The sequence below is a fragment of the Dolichospermum circinale AWQC310F genome (assembly GCF_000426925.1).
Lineage (GTDB): Bacteria > Cyanobacteriota > Cyanobacteriia > Cyanobacteriales > Nostocaceae > Dolichospermum > Dolichospermum circinale.
In genome coordinates this window covers 13,448-34,268 of record NZ_KE384697.1, presented here as the reverse complement: position 1 = coordinate 34,268, position 20,821 = coordinate 13,448, and the positions used below count along the sequence as shown (strand labels likewise).

The 20,821-nt window shown below is 35.8% G+C and carries 14 protein-coding genes; 8 read left to right on the top strand and 6 right to left on the bottom strand.

The genetic code is table 11. The features are described 5' to 3' along the window. Positions 1 to 144: 144 nt before the first annotated feature. The gene (locus ACIR310F_RS0116350; protein WP_028084759.1) at positions 145 to 1,239 is read right to left on the bottom strand and encodes a T3SS effector HopA1 family protein; all 1,095 of its coding nucleotides are present in this window, start codon (positions 1,237 to 1,239) and stop codon (positions 145 to 147) included. A 65-nt stretch (positions 1,240 to 1,304) separates the two neighbouring features. Beyond that, the gene (locus ACIR310F_RS0116345) at positions 1,305 to 2,543 is read right to left on the bottom strand and encodes a phosphotransferase (protein WP_028084758.1); all 1,239 of its coding nucleotides are present in this window, start codon (positions 2,541 to 2,543) and stop codon (positions 1,305 to 1,307) included. A gap of 588 nt (positions 2,544 to 3,131) precedes the next feature. On the opposite strand from ACIR310F_RS0116345, the gene ACIR310F_RS0116340 reads away from it, so the two are divergent. Next, a complete protein-coding gene (locus ACIR310F_RS0116340; RefSeq protein ID WP_028084757.1) occupies positions 3,132 to 4,493 on the top strand; it encodes an ATP-binding protein in 1,362 nt (453 codons plus the stop codon). 142 nt (positions 4,494 to 4,635) lie between these two features. Next, positions 4,636 to 5,952, top strand: a complete 1,317-nt coding sequence (locus ACIR310F_RS0116335) for a tellurite resistance TerB C-terminal domain-containing protein (protein WP_028084756.1) — start codon at positions 4,636 to 4,638, stop codon at positions 5,950 to 5,952. A 110-nt stretch (positions 5,953 to 6,062) separates the two neighbouring features. On the opposite strand, the gene ACIR310F_RS0116330 is transcribed toward ACIR310F_RS0116335, so the two are convergent. Beyond that, positions 6,063 to 8,204: a hypothetical protein gene (locus ACIR310F_RS0116330; RefSeq protein WP_028084755.1), complete on the bottom strand. Its 2,142-nt coding sequence runs from the start codon at positions 8,202 to 8,204 to the stop codon at positions 6,063 to 6,065. A 58-nt stretch (positions 8,205 to 8,262) separates the two neighbouring features. Here ACIR310F_RS0116330 and ACIR310F_RS0116325 point away from each other — a divergent pair, with 58 nt between their 5' ends. The 3 genes from ACIR310F_RS0116325 (at position 8,263) to ACIR310F_RS0116315 (ending at position 11,974) form a co-directional block, all read left to right on the top strand. Further along, a complete protein-coding gene (locus tag ACIR310F_RS0116325; protein WP_028084754.1) occupies positions 8,263 to 9,576 on the top strand; it encodes a proton extrusion protein PcxA in 1,314 nt (437 codons plus the stop codon). Positions 9,577 to 9,772: 196 nt separating this feature from the next. Further along, on the top strand, positions 9,773 to 10,597 hold the full coding sequence (locus ACIR310F_RS0116320) for an RnfABCDGE type electron transport complex subunit D (protein WP_028084753.1): 825 nt from the start codon (positions 9,773 to 9,775) through the stop codon (positions 10,595 to 10,597). Positions 10,598 to 10,606: 9 nt separating this feature from the next. Further along, positions 10,607 to 11,974, top strand: coding sequence for a DUF2330 domain-containing protein (locus ACIR310F_RS0116315; RefSeq protein WP_028084752.1), 1,368 nt, complete (start codon positions 10,607 to 10,609; stop codon positions 11,972 to 11,974). 74 nt (positions 11,975 to 12,048) lie between these two features. Here ACIR310F_RS0116315 and ACIR310F_RS0116310 read toward each other — a convergent pair whose 3' ends face one another. Continuing rightward, positions 12,049 to 12,567 (bottom strand): DUF29 family protein, encoded by a 519-nt coding sequence (locus ACIR310F_RS0116310; RefSeq protein WP_028084751.1) that lies wholly within the window; start codon positions 12,565 to 12,567, stop codon positions 12,049 to 12,051. 265 nt (positions 12,568 to 12,832) lie between these two features. Further along, on the bottom strand, positions 12,833 to 14,200 hold the full coding sequence (locus ACIR310F_RS0116305; RefSeq protein ID WP_028084750.1) for a hypothetical protein: 1,368 nt from the start codon (positions 14,198 to 14,200) through the stop codon (positions 12,833 to 12,835). A 150-nt stretch (positions 14,201 to 14,350) separates the two neighbouring features. On the opposite strand from ACIR310F_RS0116305, the gene ACIR310F_RS0116300 reads away from it, so the two are divergent. Continuing rightward, the gene (locus tag ACIR310F_RS0116300; protein ID WP_028084749.1) at positions 14,351 to 15,868 is read left to right on the top strand and encodes a UbiD family decarboxylase; all 1,518 of its coding nucleotides are present in this window, start codon (positions 14,351 to 14,353) and stop codon (positions 15,866 to 15,868) included. 76 nt (positions 15,869 to 15,944) lie between these two features. On the opposite strand, the gene petE is transcribed toward ACIR310F_RS0116300, so the two are convergent. Beyond that, a complete protein-coding gene (gene petE / locus ACIR310F_RS0116295) occupies positions 15,945 to 16,364 on the bottom strand; it encodes a plastocyanin (protein WP_028084748.1) in 420 nt (139 codons plus the stop codon). Positions 16,365 to 16,617: 253 nt separating this feature from the next. On the opposite strand from petE, the gene ACIR310F_RS0116290 reads away from it, so the two are divergent. Further along, positions 16,618 to 17,199, top strand: coding sequence for a Uma2 family endonuclease (locus ACIR310F_RS0116290; protein ID WP_028084747.1), 582 nt, complete (start codon positions 16,618 to 16,620; stop codon positions 17,197 to 17,199). Positions 17,200 to 17,291: 92 nt separating this feature from the next. Next, positions 17,292 to 20,654 carry an Eco57I restriction-modification methylase domain-containing protein gene (locus tag ACIR310F_RS0116285; RefSeq protein ID WP_028084746.1) on the top strand — a complete coding sequence of 1,121 codons (3,363 nt, stop codon included), beginning with the start codon at positions 17,292 to 17,294 and terminating at the stop codon, positions 20,652 to 20,654. Positions 20,655 to 20,821: the final 167 nt, after the last annotated feature.

Genomic DNA, 20,821 nt, shown 5'->3' with positions numbered 1-20,821 from the left:
AAATTTATTTAATCCTGAAACTCTTTCCAGTCAACACTTGTAAGTTATTCTCTTACATCGAACTCAGGTACAAGGAATGATCAATTTCACAAATTCATCCATCTTTAGAAAGTGTTAATCTGCGGTTAATTATTTTTGATAAAATCAGCTTAAAGGCTGATAAATATCTTCAGAAGCAGGGTTAAGATAGGGATGGTGCATATCAATTAAATTTTCTGCAAAGTGTTGATTAATGATTTCTATTCTTTCCTCAAGAGCATTTTTACCTTTTTGCCAAGATTCTAATAAAGCATTGGCGACAATTTGACAACGGTTCATACCAAAACTTTCTTGAGGGGCAAATTTTTGATATGGTTCTTCTGCTAACCCTAATCCTGGTGCTAGGAATTTAGTAAATAAGGGAATTTCTGGCTGAAAATAAGCGTGATATTCTTGATAAATCTCTTGAAGAATATTCCTAATTGTGGGGTAATTTTGGCGTTCAAAATGCAGGACACCTGCATCATAACGCCCATAGACAGCGGGATTATAAAGAACATGAAAACTAAAGCAAATAGCCGCATTATTTAATGCTTGCGTTAAGCTTTCCATGAAAATGATCGCTCCGGCTGATGTAAAATTAAAGTAAATTATTCCTACTCCTAAATCATTATTTTGTCCATCTTGCTTTGCCATTCCTAAGTTACTTACTGCTACATAACAGCCATTTTGTAAACGATTTTTAGGCATCCATATTGATATCAAGTCACCAATTTTAGAGCACTTTCTGGGTGATTTTAAATGACATTCTGGTTCAATATATATGGTTAAACCATCTTTTTTAACGGCCATACTACCATCAGGTTCGATTCTCAAAATCTGCCAATTGGGTTCATAATGGCCTGTACCATGATTACTATGATGTAGTTGTTCATAGAAATCTATATCTACACCTAAACTGTTATTTTCTGAGAAATTTAGCTGAGATTGGCAATCATTATGAGTATTATTAGCTGCTAAAACTGTTTGCAGTGAACCATTATAATAAATACCATAGAGAAAATTTCTGAGAAGTATGTTCAAATACTTGTGTTTTAAAGAAGATGAGTTTTGTTGAAACCTATTTGCTATGTTAGCGGGTAAAGCAAAAGGTTGATAATTGGGGTGGTAAATACAGAAATTAGGTTGAATCTCGATATTACTGGCAATATCGAATAATGATTTTACAATTTGATTGTGATTATTAGAATCATTGAGCATTAACTGTCTTTGCACCTCAAACTTTAGAAAAGTATATCTGTAAACAAAAGAAAAGATGAATATTACTAACAACCGCGTAGGCGAGTTTTTTCGTAATAAAGACGGACTAATTTTTGTTCCTTATGGGGTTGAGGGAGTTTTTGAATTCTGGCTAAAGATTTAAAAATTTCCGATTCGGATATCCCCAAAATAGTTAATACTGATTGTTCGGGAATAGTCAAGAGATTTTTAGAAATTTCCAGCTTACATAAGTCCCTATTATCAAAAGATTTTTGGCATTGAATTATGTTTTGAATTTGTTGAATTAATGCTAAACCTGCAAATTTAATTACCCGGACAATAAAGTCCTGATGATGTTCTAAAATTCTAGGAAAGGTATGAAGATAAGCTCGGATTAAAGCTAAAATTGAAGGTTGTAATACCTCTAGAGGAATCATGGCTAAATTCAAAGATTCTTCTAACTCTAATGTTGGATCTACTACTAAACTGGATAACCAAATTCTTAAATAACTTGCTAATAGAGTTCCCAAATCAAAAGCTGGATCTCCCCAACCACAAGCTTCCCAGTCAATTAATCTGATTAAACAATTATCTACTTGTTGCCATCGAGAATGAACCAAAATATTGTTTAATTGTAAATCGTTGTGAGTTAAACAACATGGTTGCCATTGATATGCTAAATCAGCAATGGCAGATTCTAAAGTTTCGTAACCTTGATAAAGAAGATGAAATTGTAAGGCTTCAGTGGGAATTATACCAAATGTTTCTGGATTTATGGATGGGAGTCCTTGGGCTGGATTGTAAAAATTATAGCGAAATTGTCCTGCGGGAGCAGTGGACATAAAATCACGATACTCGCGTTTATTGAAGGTGGATCGATGTAACCTTGCTAACGTAGTACCAATCGCGCTGGCAATCTCTGTGGGGAAGATACTACTGTGTTGATAAAATCTTTCTAGTTCCACATATTCGCTTAAATAGCTACGCACAAGGATAGAATTTTCCTGATCAAAGTGTAGCAATGATGATGCGATCGCACCAATATTACCAATTACTGGAAATTTTTCTAATAACTGATGAAATAGCCACTCATTAAAGAGTTCATGAAAACTAAAATCATGATTAATTTTTCGTTCTTGTTTAATCAGCAGTTGGCGATGATCTGCCAGCATTACCAATAAATTCCAATTTTTCTGGTTATTTTCTGGCAATACAGACTTATCTACATTGGCATCATCAGGGCTACATAGCCCTGCCTGTTGTAGGTATTGGATAACATTTTGAGAAGATAGTGATGATAACATGAATTATTTCCTAGTTATTTAAATGGACAAAGAATTCCTGCGATCAAGATTGGGATAACTGTAGCAGTTTTTCGTTAATACTAAAAATCTCCGAACTATTGCTACTATCTACTAATATCCCATCTGTGCTATAAAGACCTGCCAAAATGGCAATATTAGCTATTTTTGCTTTCAAGTCTACGCAAGAAACTATAAAATATTCACAATGTCTGTAGTAGGGCTTTGCAGCTTAAATAATAACATGACTATTCCCTAAATAATTGGTAATACATATCCGGGAAAAACAACGGCTACTTACATTTACCAGTGATCCATATTGCCTGTATGTATGTGAGTAATTTATCCAGCTTATAATCACTCTTAGTTTACTGTTATCCCTAATACTTTCTACTTTAATATACAAATGGTTACATTTTCCTTCTGTAAGCACAAGTTTTGTATCGTGCGTGATGAGTATTTTAACTTACTTTTAAACCCAGAGGGCTAGAAGCCCATGGCACAAAATGGGATAATTTATTTTTTGGAGATTCCCTTAGTCCTGATTTTATTTGCGTAGTATACTTAAATTCATGATCGGAGACAATAGCAATGCTGACATCGAATAATACATCTTATACAGCAGTTCAATTTCTGCAACGCCAAGCCGCCTCCCTTTTACTGTACCAATCTGTACTACAAAGCGACGTAGGCAAAAGTTTTCTGAATTTATTACAAACTATCCGTTACACTGATACAGACGGTCGGGATTGCCTCCTAGCCTACGGTAGTTATTTCCAAGTTTTAACCAGCGCTTATCAAACCTGGGAAGAATACCTAATTAAGCAAATTCTCAGGGCAGATAATGCCTTTAGCAAATTGGCACAACAGCAGGAATTTAGCAAATTACCCCCTGCTTTAGTAGCTGCTGTCCGCCATGATTTACAAGTGTTACAAAGTTTGTATGAATGTAACAGTGCAGTGTTAAGCGAGTGGGTGCAAATGGCGACCCATTTACCCATTTCCCCTGTGGTCTGGTATCGAGAACCGGAAACAGTAGGCATAGAAACGGATATAATGGCATTTATTTCCCAGTTAGAAAATTGGGGTGATGCTGTAGAATATCTAGCTGCTTATTATAGGCAACATGGTAGCGGTTTGTTTGCTCAATACCATGCTTTTCGTTGGCAAAATGGGCAGTTAGTGGGCATTGTTTATGCGGATACAGTGAGACTGTCTAGCTTGGTAGGTTACGAATGGCAAAAAGATGCTTTAGTGAAAAATACAGAGTTTCTATTGTCAGGAGAAACAGCGCTGCACGTATTACTTTATGGTAGTCGTGGTTCGGGCAAATCTTCTTTAGTCAAAGCCTTATTAAATGAGTATAGTCATAGAAAGCTGCGGTTAATAGAAGTCTCTAAGTCAGAATTACCAGATTTACCGAAAATTGTCGAACAGTTGCGGGGAGTTCCCCAGAAATTCATTATCTTTGTCGATGATCTATCCTTTGAAGAAGATGATGATGCCTTTAAAATGATGAAAGTAGTTTTAGAAGGAAATGTAACTGCTAGACCAGAAAATGTAGTTGTATATGCTACCTCTAACCGTCGGCATTTAATCCGGGAATTTTTCACGGATAGACCAGCGCCCAAGGATAACAATGAAGTTCATGGATGGGATACAATGGAGGAAAAGTTGTCTTTTAGCGATCGCTTTGGTCTAACATTAACCTTTGAAGCAGCAGATCAAAAAACCTATTTACAAATTGTCCAGCACCTAGCGGAAAACATCAGTATTGCTCCCGAAGACCTAGAATATAAAGCTTTACAATGGGCAACTCGTCATCATGGACGTTCCGGTAGAACAGCAAGGCAGTTTATTGACTTTTTAAAGGCAGATTTAGCTGTATTTGGTGAAAATAAAAATCTAATTACAGAGTTAAGTAGTTTAACACAATCAAACCAAACTCTGTAAAGAAACGTAAAATTGCTGAAAACCTCTTTCCTCTTGTAAGAGTGCCATAACGACAAATTTTCCGGACAACCTACTTATGATCAAGGTTTCTAATCAGGCAATTTCAGCAGAATTATCACTGTATTTTTACTGAAGAGGAAAAATGACTTTAATTACTAATCATGCTCACAATTTAACTACACTAAGACCTCGCAAAATGCCACCAGCAATAGTGAGTCATCAAGTCGTACTAGGAATAGCTGCTTTTAGTGTAAGTTTTGGTTTAAGTCTTGTCCCCAACTGGGATTTTTCTAAAGCTTTTCTCTCCGGGATAATAACAGTTTTAGCAACATATTCAGCCGCATTTCTTGTTGATAAACGCCGGCGAACTGATGAGTTGAAGATAGTTGGTTCTTTGCAGAGACGTATTCGGGATTTGGAAGCATTGAAATCCCGCATTTTCAGAGAAATAAGGCAATTAGAAGAATACAAAACTTTATTACATACAGAAACTCAACAACTAGAAAACCAAATTGGAGATTGTCGTAATCAAAGGGATAGTTTACATCGAGATATAGGTACATTTGCTGCTCAAAAGAAGCAAATTGAATCTCAAGTTCATAATCTTAAAAATGAATTTGATACCTTAGAAAATAGTCATATAGAACTGAATAATAGTTACAATAATCTGAGTATAGAAAAGCGAAAATTAGAACTCAATTGTAATGTGTTTCGCGCTGAAATCAAGCAAATTCAAATTCAAATTGATATATGCAAACAAGAAAAAAAAGAACTAGACAATGATCTAATTTTGCTAGGAAGACTCAAACCGCAACTAGAGCAAAAACTTTATGAACTGAGAATAGAAGTTCAAAATCGAGAGATGCAAATTAGCCAACAAAATGATCTATTAACACAGATAACCACTAGCAAAAATGATCTAGAAAATACCATCAATACTTTACAAATCAAGACATTAGAACAACAATCTGTAATTAATCAATTACAAAATCAAATTTCCCTATTAGAACAGGAACGGGATTTATTACAAAATCAAATTTGGGAATTAATTCAAGTGGAAACAATTAATTCTAATTGCGAAACATTACCCGATAACCAAGAAAATAATCTAGAGTTATTTCCCTTTGATGAATTACTGCAACCATTAGATATAGATATAATTGATACGGAACATGATCAACCAACCAATTTACCCACAGAATGGCATAATTTACTAGAAAATCTGTCAGCTTATGACATCCAAGTCCTAAAAGCTATCTTAGAGAAAGATCATCTCCAAGAGACTATTAAACAAATTGCTGAAGCTAATATTACCATGCCTCATCTCTTAATTGATGCTATCAATGAAATCGCTAATCAAAGCATTGGTAAATCAATCATTGAAACCAATACCGAAATTCCCGAAATTATTGAAGAACACTTATTAAATGTGAGAACAATAATTAGCAAATATTCATAAATCTGAAATTCAGTGAATTAATTCATGGTGCTAATTTTCACTGGTTGCTGATACGGTAATTATGGTATTCTAGGACTTGAAATAGGTGAGTATTTCGGTATTGTAATTACTTACACCCCTTCACAAGCATAAACCAAAGGTAACAAAGGTCCGATTTGTTCCTGTCCATTTACAGCTAAATCACTGTGGCACAAATACAGTTTATCAGACACACGCGCCAGTAAATCGGCGATAATTCTTTGTAATCTTTGTTCTTCTGCTAATTGTTCATCTGCTGCTGTCCAAGGTTTTCCTAGTCTATGCTGTAAAAATACATTAGCACCAAATAAAGTAGCCGCGCCACCTTTTGCCCACAGGGGTGAACCAATATCTAACCAAAAATGCCAGCGGTGATTTTTTTTACTAGCGCGGTATTGAAAGATAGTCGCTAAAGTTACAGTTTTTCTATTGTTACCGATAGAACGTACCGGATCAGGATTAGCAGTAATTGTTCCGCGTTTCAGCAATTGAATAAATTCTGCAATGGTAACGCTAAGTGTTTCTGGCGTATGCAGTGAAAGTAATAAGGAATCTGTTTGTTTTAAGCGAGTGTCTATTTCCCAATAATGTTGAGCAGTTTCTATTAATTCTCTTAATGCTGATAATTCTTGATATGAAGGATTTTTATCCTTACACACAAAGTCTTGAATGGCCTTGTATAAGAGAAAAACGGGAGTGACCACAGGTCGCTGGTGATATTGCTTCCGCTGTTGGACAATCCATTGTAATATTTGTTCATAAGCCTGAGTCGCAATATAACCAATTCTATCCCAGCGTTCAAAGGTTTTCACTGATAATAAATCGGGTGTGTCGGGGTGGGGAACAAAACAATAATCTGCTATTAACCCAGCCCGCACCGGATCTATTCTAGAATGATGAAATTCTTTTTTCTCCCCCTCTGGAGTTTGATATTGACTTAAAATAACTAACATTTCCGCCACTGCGTCCCTATCCACCAAACGCCCCAAACCAGGATAAACTAGAGCTATTAAGGTCAGTAAAGCTCTAACTACCGAGGAACTAATTAATGGGCGTTGTTCATTAAGTGATTCTACTGCAATATTTTGTTTAGTTAATATTTCTACCAAGGTATAACGAGCGATCGCATCTAGTCCTGGTGCAATAATTGCTACTTCATCTGACGCTACTTCCCCGGATTTGACCCCGTGAATTATTATCTGGGCTGTTTGACGTAATAGCTCGGCGCGGGAAGTGGTTTGGACAGGCTGTACAGAACTTGGTAAACTCAACATTGTCATGGGATGTGTTACCAATTCTACCATTTGATCAGTGAGAAAATATCCCAAACTATGGAGATGTGGTTTAGTTAAGTTCTCTACTTGACAATATTTAGTTAATCTGGATAAATACTGAGGATCTGCCCCCAAACCCCAGCGGACAGCCCCGTCACGATTGTAGCTAAATGCGCCCACAGCACCAGTATTTAACAAAAATTCAAATAAATTAGCAGCGATCGCCGGATAATCATCTACATCATCTGCTATTATACCCTGATAACGTTGCTTGAGATGCTGCTGATAGTCACCATGAGTTAATAATTTCTGGTTATATAGCTCGGTAATTAGCCCGTAAGTCAATAAACCCCGTTCTAAACACCAATTTCGCCAATTTAGTAGTAAAGAACCCAAAAATTCCGGTTCTAAATTGATAGAATTATCTGCTATACCACTGTGCAATATTTGGGGAATATGTTCACAGGATACACCGCTATAAGCTGCTAATTGCCATAAATCCAGTATTCGTCTAACTAAACGATACTCATTTATACCGACCCGCCGCAAGATATCTGAGTTTAAATGGGAACTCCAGAGTTTTGTCGCTAATTCCTGTTCCGTTTCTGGACGTAATCTAACCGGAAATTGTGCTTTTATTGACAATAAATCAATTAATAATGGCCAAAATAAAATTACCTCATCTTGAAAAAACCCCAGGGCTGTTTTGACGCGAATAGGATGTTTTCCCAAGGTCAAAGTAGTAACTCTATCAGCTAATTCTCGTCTGTTGTCATCATTAGCAGCTAGTAATAAAATACCTAGTTCTCTTTGGTGTAAATTTACAGTTGGATTTATGGGGTTGTCAAATAAATTGGACAACTTACTGTCTTTTATTTGCAACCAAGCACTAAACTGGTTTAGCAAGCGAGTAGTTTTACCACTGCGACTAGTACCAAAAATCCAAATAGAAGAAACCATATCTTTTAGGTTAATTTAAGTTTAAGAGTTTAGTAGATAATGCCAAATCATGGTCTCAATGAAAAATACTGTGTTTAAACAAAAAATATACCCTTTTTTACTAGCTGCTTACAGATGGTATCTACTGACACCAGAGCGTTCCCTAGAAGCAGCTTATCAAGCAGCTAAAAAAATCCAGGGAATGGAAGAAAAACATTTCCATGGTAACAAAATAGATGGCGAGTCTACCACCTACAGTAGTAGTGTGATGGATTATTTTGAGACAGATTTGCAAAAGTTATTAAAAACGGTACAAATGCGGCTGACGGAGTTTAAAGCGAGTCAGTGGTTGGCTAATGAATCTAAGCAAAAAGCCGCCATGAAAGTGGGTATAGAATATAGTAGCCCAGCATTAATTTTAGAGAAACTAGAATTTATTGACCAAGTTACTTCTAAATACAATAATAATGATATATACAAAAATTATGAAAATCCCAATTCTCAACCGGTTAAAGTCCCCGCAGATTTAGTTAATTCTCAAGCATTCACACCCAAAACACCAAGTAAATTTAACCAAAATATCAGAAAAGGAAAAGCTAATACTACAGGAATTTTACCCCGCTCAATTTTCAATACTATCACTCGACTACAAGTAGAATTAGATCCGGGTTCTGAGCAGGACGTAGTTAGAAATTTTCGTCAAGCACAAAAAAGAAGTATTATCTCCATTCGATTTATACTGCTACTTATTATCATTCCTCTCCTAACTCATCAAATTTCCAAAGCTCTAATTGTTGGACCATTAGTAGAACATTTCCGCAATGAAGAAAAAGTGGAAGTTTTCTTAAATGAAGAAATGGAAGAAGAAGGACTATTAAAATTACACAGGTTTGAAGAAAGAATTAAATTTGAAGCCTTAATTACTAATGCACCTCCTCTGGGGTCTGAAGAATTAGAAAAGAAAATCAAAGAGAAAGCGGAGGAAGTAAAAGAGGAATTTCGTCAAGAAAGTGATAATGCAATTAAAAATGTATTTGCTGATATTTGTGCGGTAATTAGTTTCACAGTATTGTTACTAATGAGTAAATCTTCTATTGCTGTACTCAAAGAATTTATTGATAACGTAGTCTATGGTTTAAGTGATAGCGCTAAAGCATTTATCATCATTTTATTTACTGATGTTTTCGTTGGATTTCACTCTCCCCACGGTTGGGAAGTGCTTTTAGAAGGGATATCACGACATTGGGGATTACCAGCTAATCGTGATTTTATTTTCTTATTTATTGCCACATTTCCCGTGATTTTAGATACTATATTCAAATATTGGATTTTCCGGTATTTAAATCGAATTTCACCGTCTGCGGTTGCTACCTACCATAACATGAATGAATAGGGGAAACTTTGTCAATATTACTATTAGCTTACCTATATTTATGGACTTGTGGGTATTAAAATACTCCCAAGTATTTTCCTGGAATAGTTCATTTTTCCTCCTGTGTAAGTTCCGTTTGTTACAAAAACTGTAACAACAACCTAATTTATGACAACAGTGATTTAAACTAGAAGAAAAGCTGTGAGTAATCAGTAAAATGAAGATAACTTTATTCAAAGATGTTCGAGATTATCAAATTCTGTTTCTGAGTTTATTTCTGATTTTAGGCGTTTTAACGCGAGACTGGACATTACATCCAGAATTTATTGGTGTAGCGATCGCTTCCTGCATAATAACACAAATTATCTTTTCATTGATCACTAAATCCCAAAACAGAATTTTACCAATTAATATTCGTAGTCCCCTCATTACCTCCTTAGGACTAAGTTTATTATTACGGGTTGATCATTGGCCAACCATGGCCTTAGCTGGATTTGCAGCCATAGCAAGTAAATTTATCTTTCAATATGGGGAAAAGCATTTTTTTAATCCTGCTAATTTTGGCATTATTGCTGTTCTTAGCTTCACCAATGATGCTTGGGTTTCCCCAGGACAATGGGGGGAAGAATGGTGGTACGCGCTATTATTTGCGGGGACTGGAGGAATGATTTTACAGCGCGTTGGTCGTTGGGATACTACCGCCGCTTTTTTAGGTGCTTATTCCCTCTTAGCAGCCCTAAGAAATCTTTGGTTAGGTTGGACATGGGACGTTTATTTTCATCATTTAATGAGTGGATCTTTAGTGTTATTTTCTCTGTTTATGGTGACAGATCCTCGTTCAATTCCCAACGCCCGTATTAGTAGAATAATCTGGGCGGTATGTATTGCTTTATTAACGTTTATTCTGCGGAATTATTTCTTTCTCTCTACCGCTGTTTTTTGGGCTTTATTTGCCCTTGCACCCTTGACTATTTTATTAGATAAATCTTGGTTTAGCCCTAGATTTTCTTGGTGGAATAAAGCAGAATTGAAAATTAATTAAGGCATCAAAATGAAAAAACTTCGCCTATTTATGCCCTTAGTATCCGCACTTTTAGCGGTGCTGTGTTTCGCGCCTACAGCTTGGGCTTTTTGTGGGTTTTATGTAGCTAAAGCCGATACAAAACTCTATAACCAAGCTTCTCAAGTCATACTTGCTAGAGACGGAAATCGCACGGTTTTAACCATGGCTAACGATTTTCAAGGTGATGTTAAAGATTTTGCAATTGTTGTTCCTGTTCCCACAATATTACAAAAAGAACAAGTTCATGTAGCTGAACCAAAAATTATTGAAAGATTAGATGCTTTTAGTGCCCCAAGATTAGTAGAATATTTTGATTCTGACCCCTGCGCCCCAGTTTATAAAATGAACGAGATGCGACCAATGCAAAGCGCCGCCCCTCCAGATATTAGCACACAGGAAGATAGCAGTTTAGGTGTAACTGTTGAAGCCAAATTTAATGTTGGTGAATATGATATTGTTATCCTCAGTGCTAAAGAATCTGGTGGCTTAGAAACTTGGTTAAATCGCAATGGTTATAAAATTCCTCAAGGTGCAAAGGAATTACTCAAACCCTACATTCGTTCTGCGATGAAATTCTTTGTGGCTAAAGTCAATTTAGATAAATTTGCCGAATCAGGTTATCAATTCTTGCGTCCTTTACAAATTTCCTACGAATCACGGAAATTTATGTTACCCATTCGTTTAGGAATGGTTAACGCTACTAAAGAACAGGATTTAATCATTTATATTCTCTCACCTAAAGGCCAGGCAGAAATTACTAATTATCGCACGGTTAAAGTTCCTTCAGATGTGAATATTCCCGTGTTTGTGAAAAATCAATTTGGTGATTTTTATAAATCCATGTTCCAAAATTCCTACACCAAAGAAGATAAAAAAGTCGGATTTTTAGAATATGCTTGGGATATGAGTACTTGTGATCCTTGTGCTGCTGAACCACTCAATAATGAAGAATTAAAACAAGCCGGTGTTTTTTGGTTGAATGATAATAGTGATAGTAATAGCCCAATAGCTCCGGGTTTTCGTTCTCGTTTTCCCAGTAGTAGTGTTTTCATTACTCGCTTGCACGTCCGGTATACTAGGAATAAATTTCCTGAAGATTTGATCTTTCAAGAAACTGCTCAAAGAGACTCTTTTCAAGGACGTTATATTTTACAACACCCATTCACAGGTAAGGTTAAATGTAGTGCAGGGAGAAGATATAAAAGTTCTTTAAGACGGAGATTTGAACAAGAAGCTCAAAATCTAGCTAGACTTACCAACTGGAATATTCAAGATATTCGCCAAAAAATGAAATTATCTATGGGAAATATCTCTAATTCTTGGTGGGATAATGTCTTATCTTGGCTAAGGTTGTAAATTTAAATGTCGGGTGACTTTACTTACGTTACCTGACAATACCTGACAATTGATAATGAAGTCGGGAATATTAATCATCTTTTTCCTAATTTCCAATCTTCACCACCAGGTAACTGAGTTAAATAATCATCAATCACTGCTGGTAATTCCTTGATTGAGTAATTATATGTCAAGTTTAACAGAATTTGAGATTGATTTATAATCTGCATTTTATCAACCATTTCTGTTAGTTGAAATGGACTATAAATACCATTCATTACTTCATCACTGGCTTCTCGAATAGCTTCTTCAAATTCATCTTCTAATATTAACTGCCACTCATTTATCTTAATATAGTAAGAGGTTTTATTATCTTGCAGATTGATTTTTTTAATTTCTCTAATTGAACTGCGAATTGAATTTGACCAGGAATTAGTTAATCGTTTTTCTATATGATTTTTAATTAAATGAATCATCAATCTTACTAAAAAAGATTGAATGTTTCTGAAAATCGCTTGTCTACCCATTCCCTCTAACTCATCTACAATAGCTAAAGCGTCACTGTAACGTTGTTCTAAAATACTATTTCTGAGGTCTATTAATTCCTGTGTCATTGCTTTATTAACCTCACAGTCACAATACAGTCACAATATTTATTGATGATAACATACATGAGACAAATATTAATCTTATATTCCTTGGGTTTTTGCTCTTTTGACAGTAATTTTTGTTATTTTACCATATCAGATAAATATAAAAATATTTATTGTTAACGAACCACTCCAGGCACAGAGGTAACAGAGGTGGAGAAAGAAGAGATGTATTAGAGGAATACATCTTAATCTGATTCAGGTTGGCCATGAGATTATACAAAATCAATTAACTAACTGCTAATGACTTTTTACTGTAATATTCTGTTTGCGGGTAAATGCTAATAATGGTATTTCCAATTTCGTAAAATATTCCTTTCTGTTCATGTTTAGAAAATTGCAAATGGGGATATTTAGCGGCTAATTCTTGAGCAGTCATGGCTTTAGCTGTGATTTTATTGGGTAAATGTCCTGTGACACCAATATAAAATACTAAGGGAGAAATATTTTGTTGATAAGTTTGCTCAACAGATGCTACCAATTTTTTATAAGCTGTTGTCATGGCTGTAATTAAGTCTTCTTTATTGACTAATTTACCATCATGTTTAGCAGATAATAAAAAGGCTAAACTGTCATCACCGACTTGATTGAGAATTTCCCGTATTTTCCCATTGATATTAATTCCCAAAAAGTCATCAAAAATCGGTTTCATCAAATCATCAACTTTAGTTAATTTCATTCTCCTAGTAATGGCTTTTTGTCGGAAAGCGATATTTTGATTTAAACCCATTTCTAAGGTTGGTTTAGCAAATATCTCTCCAGTTTCTTGATTATAAACCTCATATCTCCTCCCTAAAAATTGGTTAGCAGAATATAATTTACTCAAATTGAGAATATCCTGATTACCAAAATCAATTTTATAACTGATATGAGGTTCAATTGTATTTGCATATTCTTGAGTTGTGGGGAAGTTCAAATACAGGTTTTTTGACAAATAATGTTGTTTTAATTCCTCTAGTTGATCACTGACAAATACATCAGATTGATGACGCAAATAAGCAGATAAAATACTGGTAATGACTTTAATTTCTGCTAATTGATTAAACAACCCATCAAGATTACCAAAATTTATATTAACAGGAACTAATGGTAAATTATCTAACCTGATTGTATACTCACAATTGAAATCAAACTTATCAGCAGTAATGACATCTTTAGATTGCAATAAATCAAATACTTTCTTGTTACTGATTTTGATATTTAAACTAGAAACGTGAAGTTTTCCATCTTTAACAAAGGTATAATAATTAAAATTATGCAAATCATGAGCCAGCAAACCCCCAACTTCAATAATACCCGTATTATCCTCAACTTTTACCAGCTTAACCTTGCGCTTAACCAACATATTAATAGTAGCAGTATTGCGATTTATAGAAAATACACCCATTTGCACAAAATCACCACCATAGATATCTTGAGTTTCTAAATAAGGAGTAATCAAATCACCATTAATATCCCTTATACCCCTGACTCGCTTAATACCAGTTCTCTGATAATCTTGCTTTAAATTATGTAAATTCAAAATGATATTTTGACGATATACCGATAAAATCTCGACAAATTCTAACAGAGAAATCTTGTTATTTAACCTCAACATAAAACCCCCTAATTCTCTCTGCGCCTCTGCGCCTCTGCGTGAGAAAAATACCTCTTTTCCTCAATATAGTATATTTGTACTAAAAAGTCAACTTATCCAAATCAAGACTAAGATAAAAATAGCTTTACACTTCTTCATAAAAACAAAACCATGGCGCGAGATTTAAGGGGATTCATAAAAATTCTAGAAGAAAGAGGACAATTAAAGCGAATTTCGGCTTTAGTTGACCCCGATATGGAAATTGCGGAGATTTCCAACCGAATGCTGCAAAAAGGTGGTCCAGGCTTACTGTTTGAGAACGTCAAAGGCGCGTCTTTTCCCGTTGCGGTCAACTTAATGGGGACTGTGGAAAGGATATGCTGGGCTATGAACATGGAAAAACCAGAAGAATTAGAAACCCTGGGAAAGAAGTTGAGTATGCTTCAGCAACCCAAACCACCAAAAAAGATTTCCCAAGCCATAGATTTTGGTAAAGTGTTATTTGACGTGGTGAAAGCTAAACCGGGGAGGGACTTTTTTCCCTCTTGTCAACAGGTGGTAATTCCAGGCCAAGATTTAGACTTAAATAAGTTACCTTTAATACGTCCTTATCCGGGAGATGCCGGAAGGATTATTACGCTAGGATTGGTAATTACCAAGGATTGTGAGACGGGAATCCCCAATGTAGGGGTGTATCGTTTACAGCTACAATCTCAAAATACAATGACCGTACATTGGTTATCGGTACGGGGAGGGGCGAGACACTTGCGCAAAGCCGCAGAACGTGGTAAAAAGTTAGAAGTAGCGATCGCTCTGGGTGTAGATCCTTTAATCATTATGGCCGCAGCCACACCCATTCCTGTGGATTTATCAGAGTGGTTATTTGCTGGATTGTACGGCGGTTCTGGGGTCAATTTAGCCCGGTGTAAAACTGTAGATTTGGAAGTTCCCGCAGATTCCGAGTTTGTCTTGGAAGGGACAATTACACCGGGGGAAGTTTTACCAGATGGACCCTTTGGCGACCACATGGGATATTATGGTGGTGTGGAAGATTCCCCTTTGGTGCGGTTTCAGTGTATGACACACCGCAAAGACCCAGTTTATCTTACCACCTTTAGCGGACTGCCACCGAAAGAAGAAGCAATGATGGCGATCGCTCTGAATCGGATTTACACCCCGATTTTACGCCAACAGGTATCAGAAATAGTTGATTTCTTCCTCCCCATGGAAGCCTTGAGTTATAAAGCCGCGATTATTTCCATAGACAAAGCTTATCCCGGACAAGCACGACGGGCGGCTTTAGCGTTTTGGAGTGCGTTACCACAATTTACATACACGAAATTTGTGATTGTAGTTGATAAGGATATCAATGTTAGAGATCCTCGTCAAGTGGTTTGGGCAATTAGTTCTAAAGTAGATCCTACCAGAGATGTATTTATTTTACCTAATACTCCCTTTGATACCTTAGATTTTGCCAGTGAAAAACTCGGTTTAGGTGGGAGAATGGGTATAGATGCCACTACAAAAATCCCTCCAGAAACCGAACATGAATGGGGTTCACCTTTAAAATCAGATCCTCGTGTAGCCGCCATGGTGGAAAGACGTTGGCAAGAATACGGTTTAGCTGATTTACAATTAGGAGAGGTTGATCCTAACTTGTTTGGTTATGATATGCGATCGGGAAGTTAAACCTTGATTGTGACTATAAACTATCCCTGTAAATATACGGAGATAGTTTATAAATTACAAAACTTGTAGTTATAAATTAGCCTTCAACAATGATGTGACCAACCATACCAGCACCACGGTGAGGTTCACAATAGAAGGTGTAATCACCAGGAGTAGCGTCAGCAGGAATAACGGTTGTTACTTTTTGTCCAGGACTCATTAATAACTTCTTGTGGGACAAAGATTTTGCTAATTCAGCACTTTTAGCAGGATTCTTCTTAGCGTCAAAGACAACGTTGTGGGGAGGAACTTTATTGTTCTTCCATTCAATTGTATCACCGGGCTTAACAGTCAATTTCTTGGGTTGAAAAGCCAACAAACCTTTATCAGTACCCAGCTTAACTGTATATGTTTCCGCAGATGCAGTGGGGGTAAACACAGCAAAGCTACCAAAAATTACAATAACTGTCAGTACAGCTAGGCTCAAACGTCGCAAAGTTGCTGCTATAGATTTCATACTTCTGTCCTCGGAAATAATTTTTATTGTTCTCATCCTATTTTAAATACAATTAACGCCAAATATGACAACTTGTCATAGATTTATTTTTGATAATCATCATCGGCGGCTACATTTTGGCGATCGGACAGGGGTAAGATGTTTGTAAGTCAGACTTTATGAGTCCGCTTACCTGCTGCGAATTTATACTCTCAAAGATAGAATTAGATTAAATACAATTGAACATAAACACCTCAAAGTGATTAAAGTCGCTATGCAAAGTACAGAAACAAATCTAGAATTGCGTTTGTGGACGGTGGAAGAATATCACCGCATGAATGAAGCGGGTATTTTTGCCCCAGATGAACGAGTGGAACTTTTAAATGGGAGAATTATTTGGATGATTGCAAAAGGAACAGCGCACCGTTCAGCAGTAGTAAGAACAGACTATTTATTCAAAAAAAGATTAGAAAATCGTGCTTGGGTATCTAGTCAAGAACCTGTAAAATTAAATGATAGGTCTGAACCAGAACCGGATATTTCCGTCGTGAAAATTGATCCTTTGGACTATGCAGATCATCATCCTACACCATCAGAAGTTTATTTAATTATTGAGGTTGCCGATAGTAGTTTAAAATTAGATTGTGAAACTAAGGCTAAAGCTTACTCTTTAGCAGGGATTAAAGATTATTGGGTACTAGATGTGGTAAAACGTGAATTACACATTTTTAGAAACCCAACTCAAAATGGTTATGAAAGTGAGGTAATTATTGGTGAAGATGGAATAGTCTCAGCTTTAGAGTTTCCTGATTTACAAATTAGTTTATCTGATATGTTACCCCCTTGTCAAAAATGATTATCCAAATACCCGACTTCTTGAAAGTGTGGGATCTACATGATGATATATATTGAGAAATTAAATCAGAAATTAAATGAGAAATTAAAGTTATGAGTCAACAACTTTCTAAAGCTTTATTCCAGAAAAAGTCATTAAAAAATGCTTTGGTTAAGTTTAAATTTCCTTCAGATTTAGAACAACGTCACCAAATTATCATCAAATGGGTTGAGGCTTTAAATTCAGGTACTCTTAACCAAGTCAAAGAGATTTCTTTACATGGTGATTTTCTTAAAGATATCTTTCAAAATGTTTTAGGTTACTCTTCCATTATTACAGGTGGTGGTAAAGTTTGGGAAATTCACGCAGAACAAACTATAGCTGACGGTGGGGGTTCTGCTGATGCTGCTGTGGGCTTTTTTACCGCAACAGAAAATAACAAAGGAAAGGTAAAATTACAGGGTAAAGTTGTTGCACCAATTGAATTAAAAGGGACAAAAGATGATTTAGATAGACCCGCAGCAGGGAGAAAAGAATCCGCTGTTGATCAGGGTTGGCGCTATGCTAATTATACTCCTGATTGTCATTGGATTATCGTTTCTAATTATCGAGAATTACGATTATATCATACTAATAAAACTCCCGCTTATTATGAACAGTTTTTATTAACTAATTTAGCGGATTTTGCAGAATTTAAAAGATTTTATTTACTGCTTTGTCGAGAAAACTTTTTACCAATTAAAGATATATCTACCATTGACAGGTTGTTAGTAACTTCTGAAGAAGCACAAGAGGACATTACTAAACAACTTTATGAAGAATATAAACAAGTTAGACTAAATATAGTTAAAGATTTCCGGTTTCGTTTTGGTAGTAAATTGCATATTCCTAACCGTGATCAAGTATTAATTGAGAAAGCACAAAAAACATTAGACAGAATTTTATTTATTGCTTTTTGTGAAGATAGGGGATTATTACCAGAAAAGACAATTAGCAAAGCCTATAATAACAAAGATATTTATCATCCTCGACCAATTTGGGAAAATTATCAAGCCGTTTTTCGTTGGGTTGACCAAGGTAATGAAGATCCCCCAATTCCCGGTTATAATGGTGGTTTATTTCAACATGATCCAATTTTAGATCAACTATTAGATATTCCTGATTCTTTGTGTGGTCAACTGCAACAATTAACCCGTTTTGATTTTGATTCGGAAGTTTCCGTAGATATTTTAGGACGAATTTTTGAGCAGTCAATTACAGATTTAGAAGAATTAAAAGCTGATGTTGCTAAACAGGAATTTGATAAAAAACAGGGTAAACGGAAAAAATTAGGCGTATTTTATACTCCCGCTTATATTACTCAATATATTGTTGAAGTTGCAATTGGTGGATATTTACAGAAACGCGAAGATGAATTAAGACAACGGTTAAAAATAGGAGAGTTTATAGATACAGCAGAAAATCAAAAACGGGAAATTGAATTTTGGCGAAGTTACCGAGATGAGGTATTAGTAAAAACGCGAGTTCTTGACCCTGCTTGCGGTTCTGGTGCGTTTTTAATTGCTGCTTTTGATTATTTTGCAGGTCAATATCAACGAGTTAATGATAATTTGCGGTTTCTGAAATATGAGACTCTAGAAAATATTGAATTAGATAAGACTATTCTTAGTAATAATCTATTTGGGGTTGATTTATCTCCTGAGTCGGTAGAAATTACTAAGTTATCTTTGTGGTTAAAAACCGCAACTCAGGGAAAAACTCTAACTTATTTGGATGATAATATTAAAATCGGTAATTCCATCATTAATGATGCAAAAATCACAGATTTACCATTTAATTGGGAAAGTGAATTTTCTCAAGTCTTTGCTGACGGTGGTTTTGATGTTGTTATTGGAAATCCTCCCTATATTCGTCAGGAGTTATTATCACCATTTAAACCTTATTTACAGGAAAATTATCAAACTTATGACGGAGTTGCAGATATTTATATTTATTTCTATGAAAAAGGTTTAAATCTTCTCAAACCAGCAGGAATTATTTCTTATATTGTCACTAATAAATGGTTACGTTCTGGTTATGGTGAATCTTTGCGACGGTTTTTTTGTCAGTCCAGTGTGTTTGAACAAATTATTGATTTTGGACACGCACCAATTTTTGCAGACGCGGATACATTTCCCTGTATTATTGCTGCGAGGAAAATCACCCCACCCCAACCCTCGAATATCAAAAGTTTATCCTTATCTTCCTCCCTCCTCGCACCCCCCTCAGTCCCCCCGCTACGGGGGGAAGAGAAGGTTTTAGTTTGTGCTGTTCCTCGTGGGGAGTTGAAAAATATTAACCTCATTCAATATGTGCAAAATCCAGAAAACAGTTTTACTATTCCTTGGTCGCGGTTTACTGCTCATACTTGGAGTTTAGAACCTCCTGCGGTTGATGATTTAATGGGGAAAATTCAACGGGTAGGAGTTCCCTTAAAGGAGTTTGCTGGAGTTAAACCTTATAGGGGTATAATGACAGGTTTTAATGAGGCTTTTTTAATAGATAATGCTACTAAGAATAAGTTAATTCAAGCTGACCCAAAATGTGCGGAAATTATCAAACCCTATGTACGGGGACAGGATATTAAAAGATGGATTCCTCAATGGGAAAATTTGTGGATGATTTTTGTAAAATGGGATTGTCCTATTAATAATTATCCGTCTGTTTTGTCTTGGTTAGAACAACATAGAAAAGGTCTGGAACTTCGTCCAGAAGTCAAGCAAAGAAAATTTCCCTGGTATGCACTCAGTCGCTATGGTGCAGATTATTGGCATTTATTTGAACAACAAAAAATCATTTATCAAGTTATTCAAACTTTTCCACTTTATGCACTTGATAATTCTGGAGTATTTGGAAATGATAAAACTTTCATTCTTCCCACTCAAGATTTATTTATTTTAGGGTTACTTAATTCACCTCTTATTTGGTGGTATGGTCAGCGTGTTTTTACAAAAATGCTTTCTGACGCTATTAGTCCAATGGGATATTTATTTGAAACCCTACCTATTGCACAACCCACAGAAGAAACTCGCGCAGAAGTAGAAGCAATTGTCACCCGGTTAATTGAAATTACCAAAATCAACGGACAAGTTTATCAAGATGTTCTCGACTGGTTGCAAATAGAATACAAAATTGAGAAACTGGGCAATAAATTAGAAGATTTTGCTACTTGGGAATTTCCAGACTTTGTAGACGAAGTGAGAAAAAGAATGCCCAAACAAAAAAACGCAAAAAAATATTCAGACCCGTTAAGTATACCAGCATTTAGAGCTTTACGTCAAGCATATAATGATTATGTTCCCGAAATTAACAGCCGCAAAAACGAAACTGTAAAATTAGAACAGCGTCTTTCTGATTTAATTAATCAAGCTTATCAACTCACAGCAGAAGAAATTGATTTAATGTGGAAAACAGCACCTCCAAGAATGCCTATTTGATTAAACATGATAGCGTTTACCCATATACAGCACTTCCCGGTGTTATGAGGTACATATCTAGCGGGCAAGATGCCCGCACCACAAAAGTTTCATGATTCAGCTTTGTACCTCATCAGAGCGGAAAACGCTGTAATGTAGAATCACCCCCCTGCAAGGGAATAGAGGAC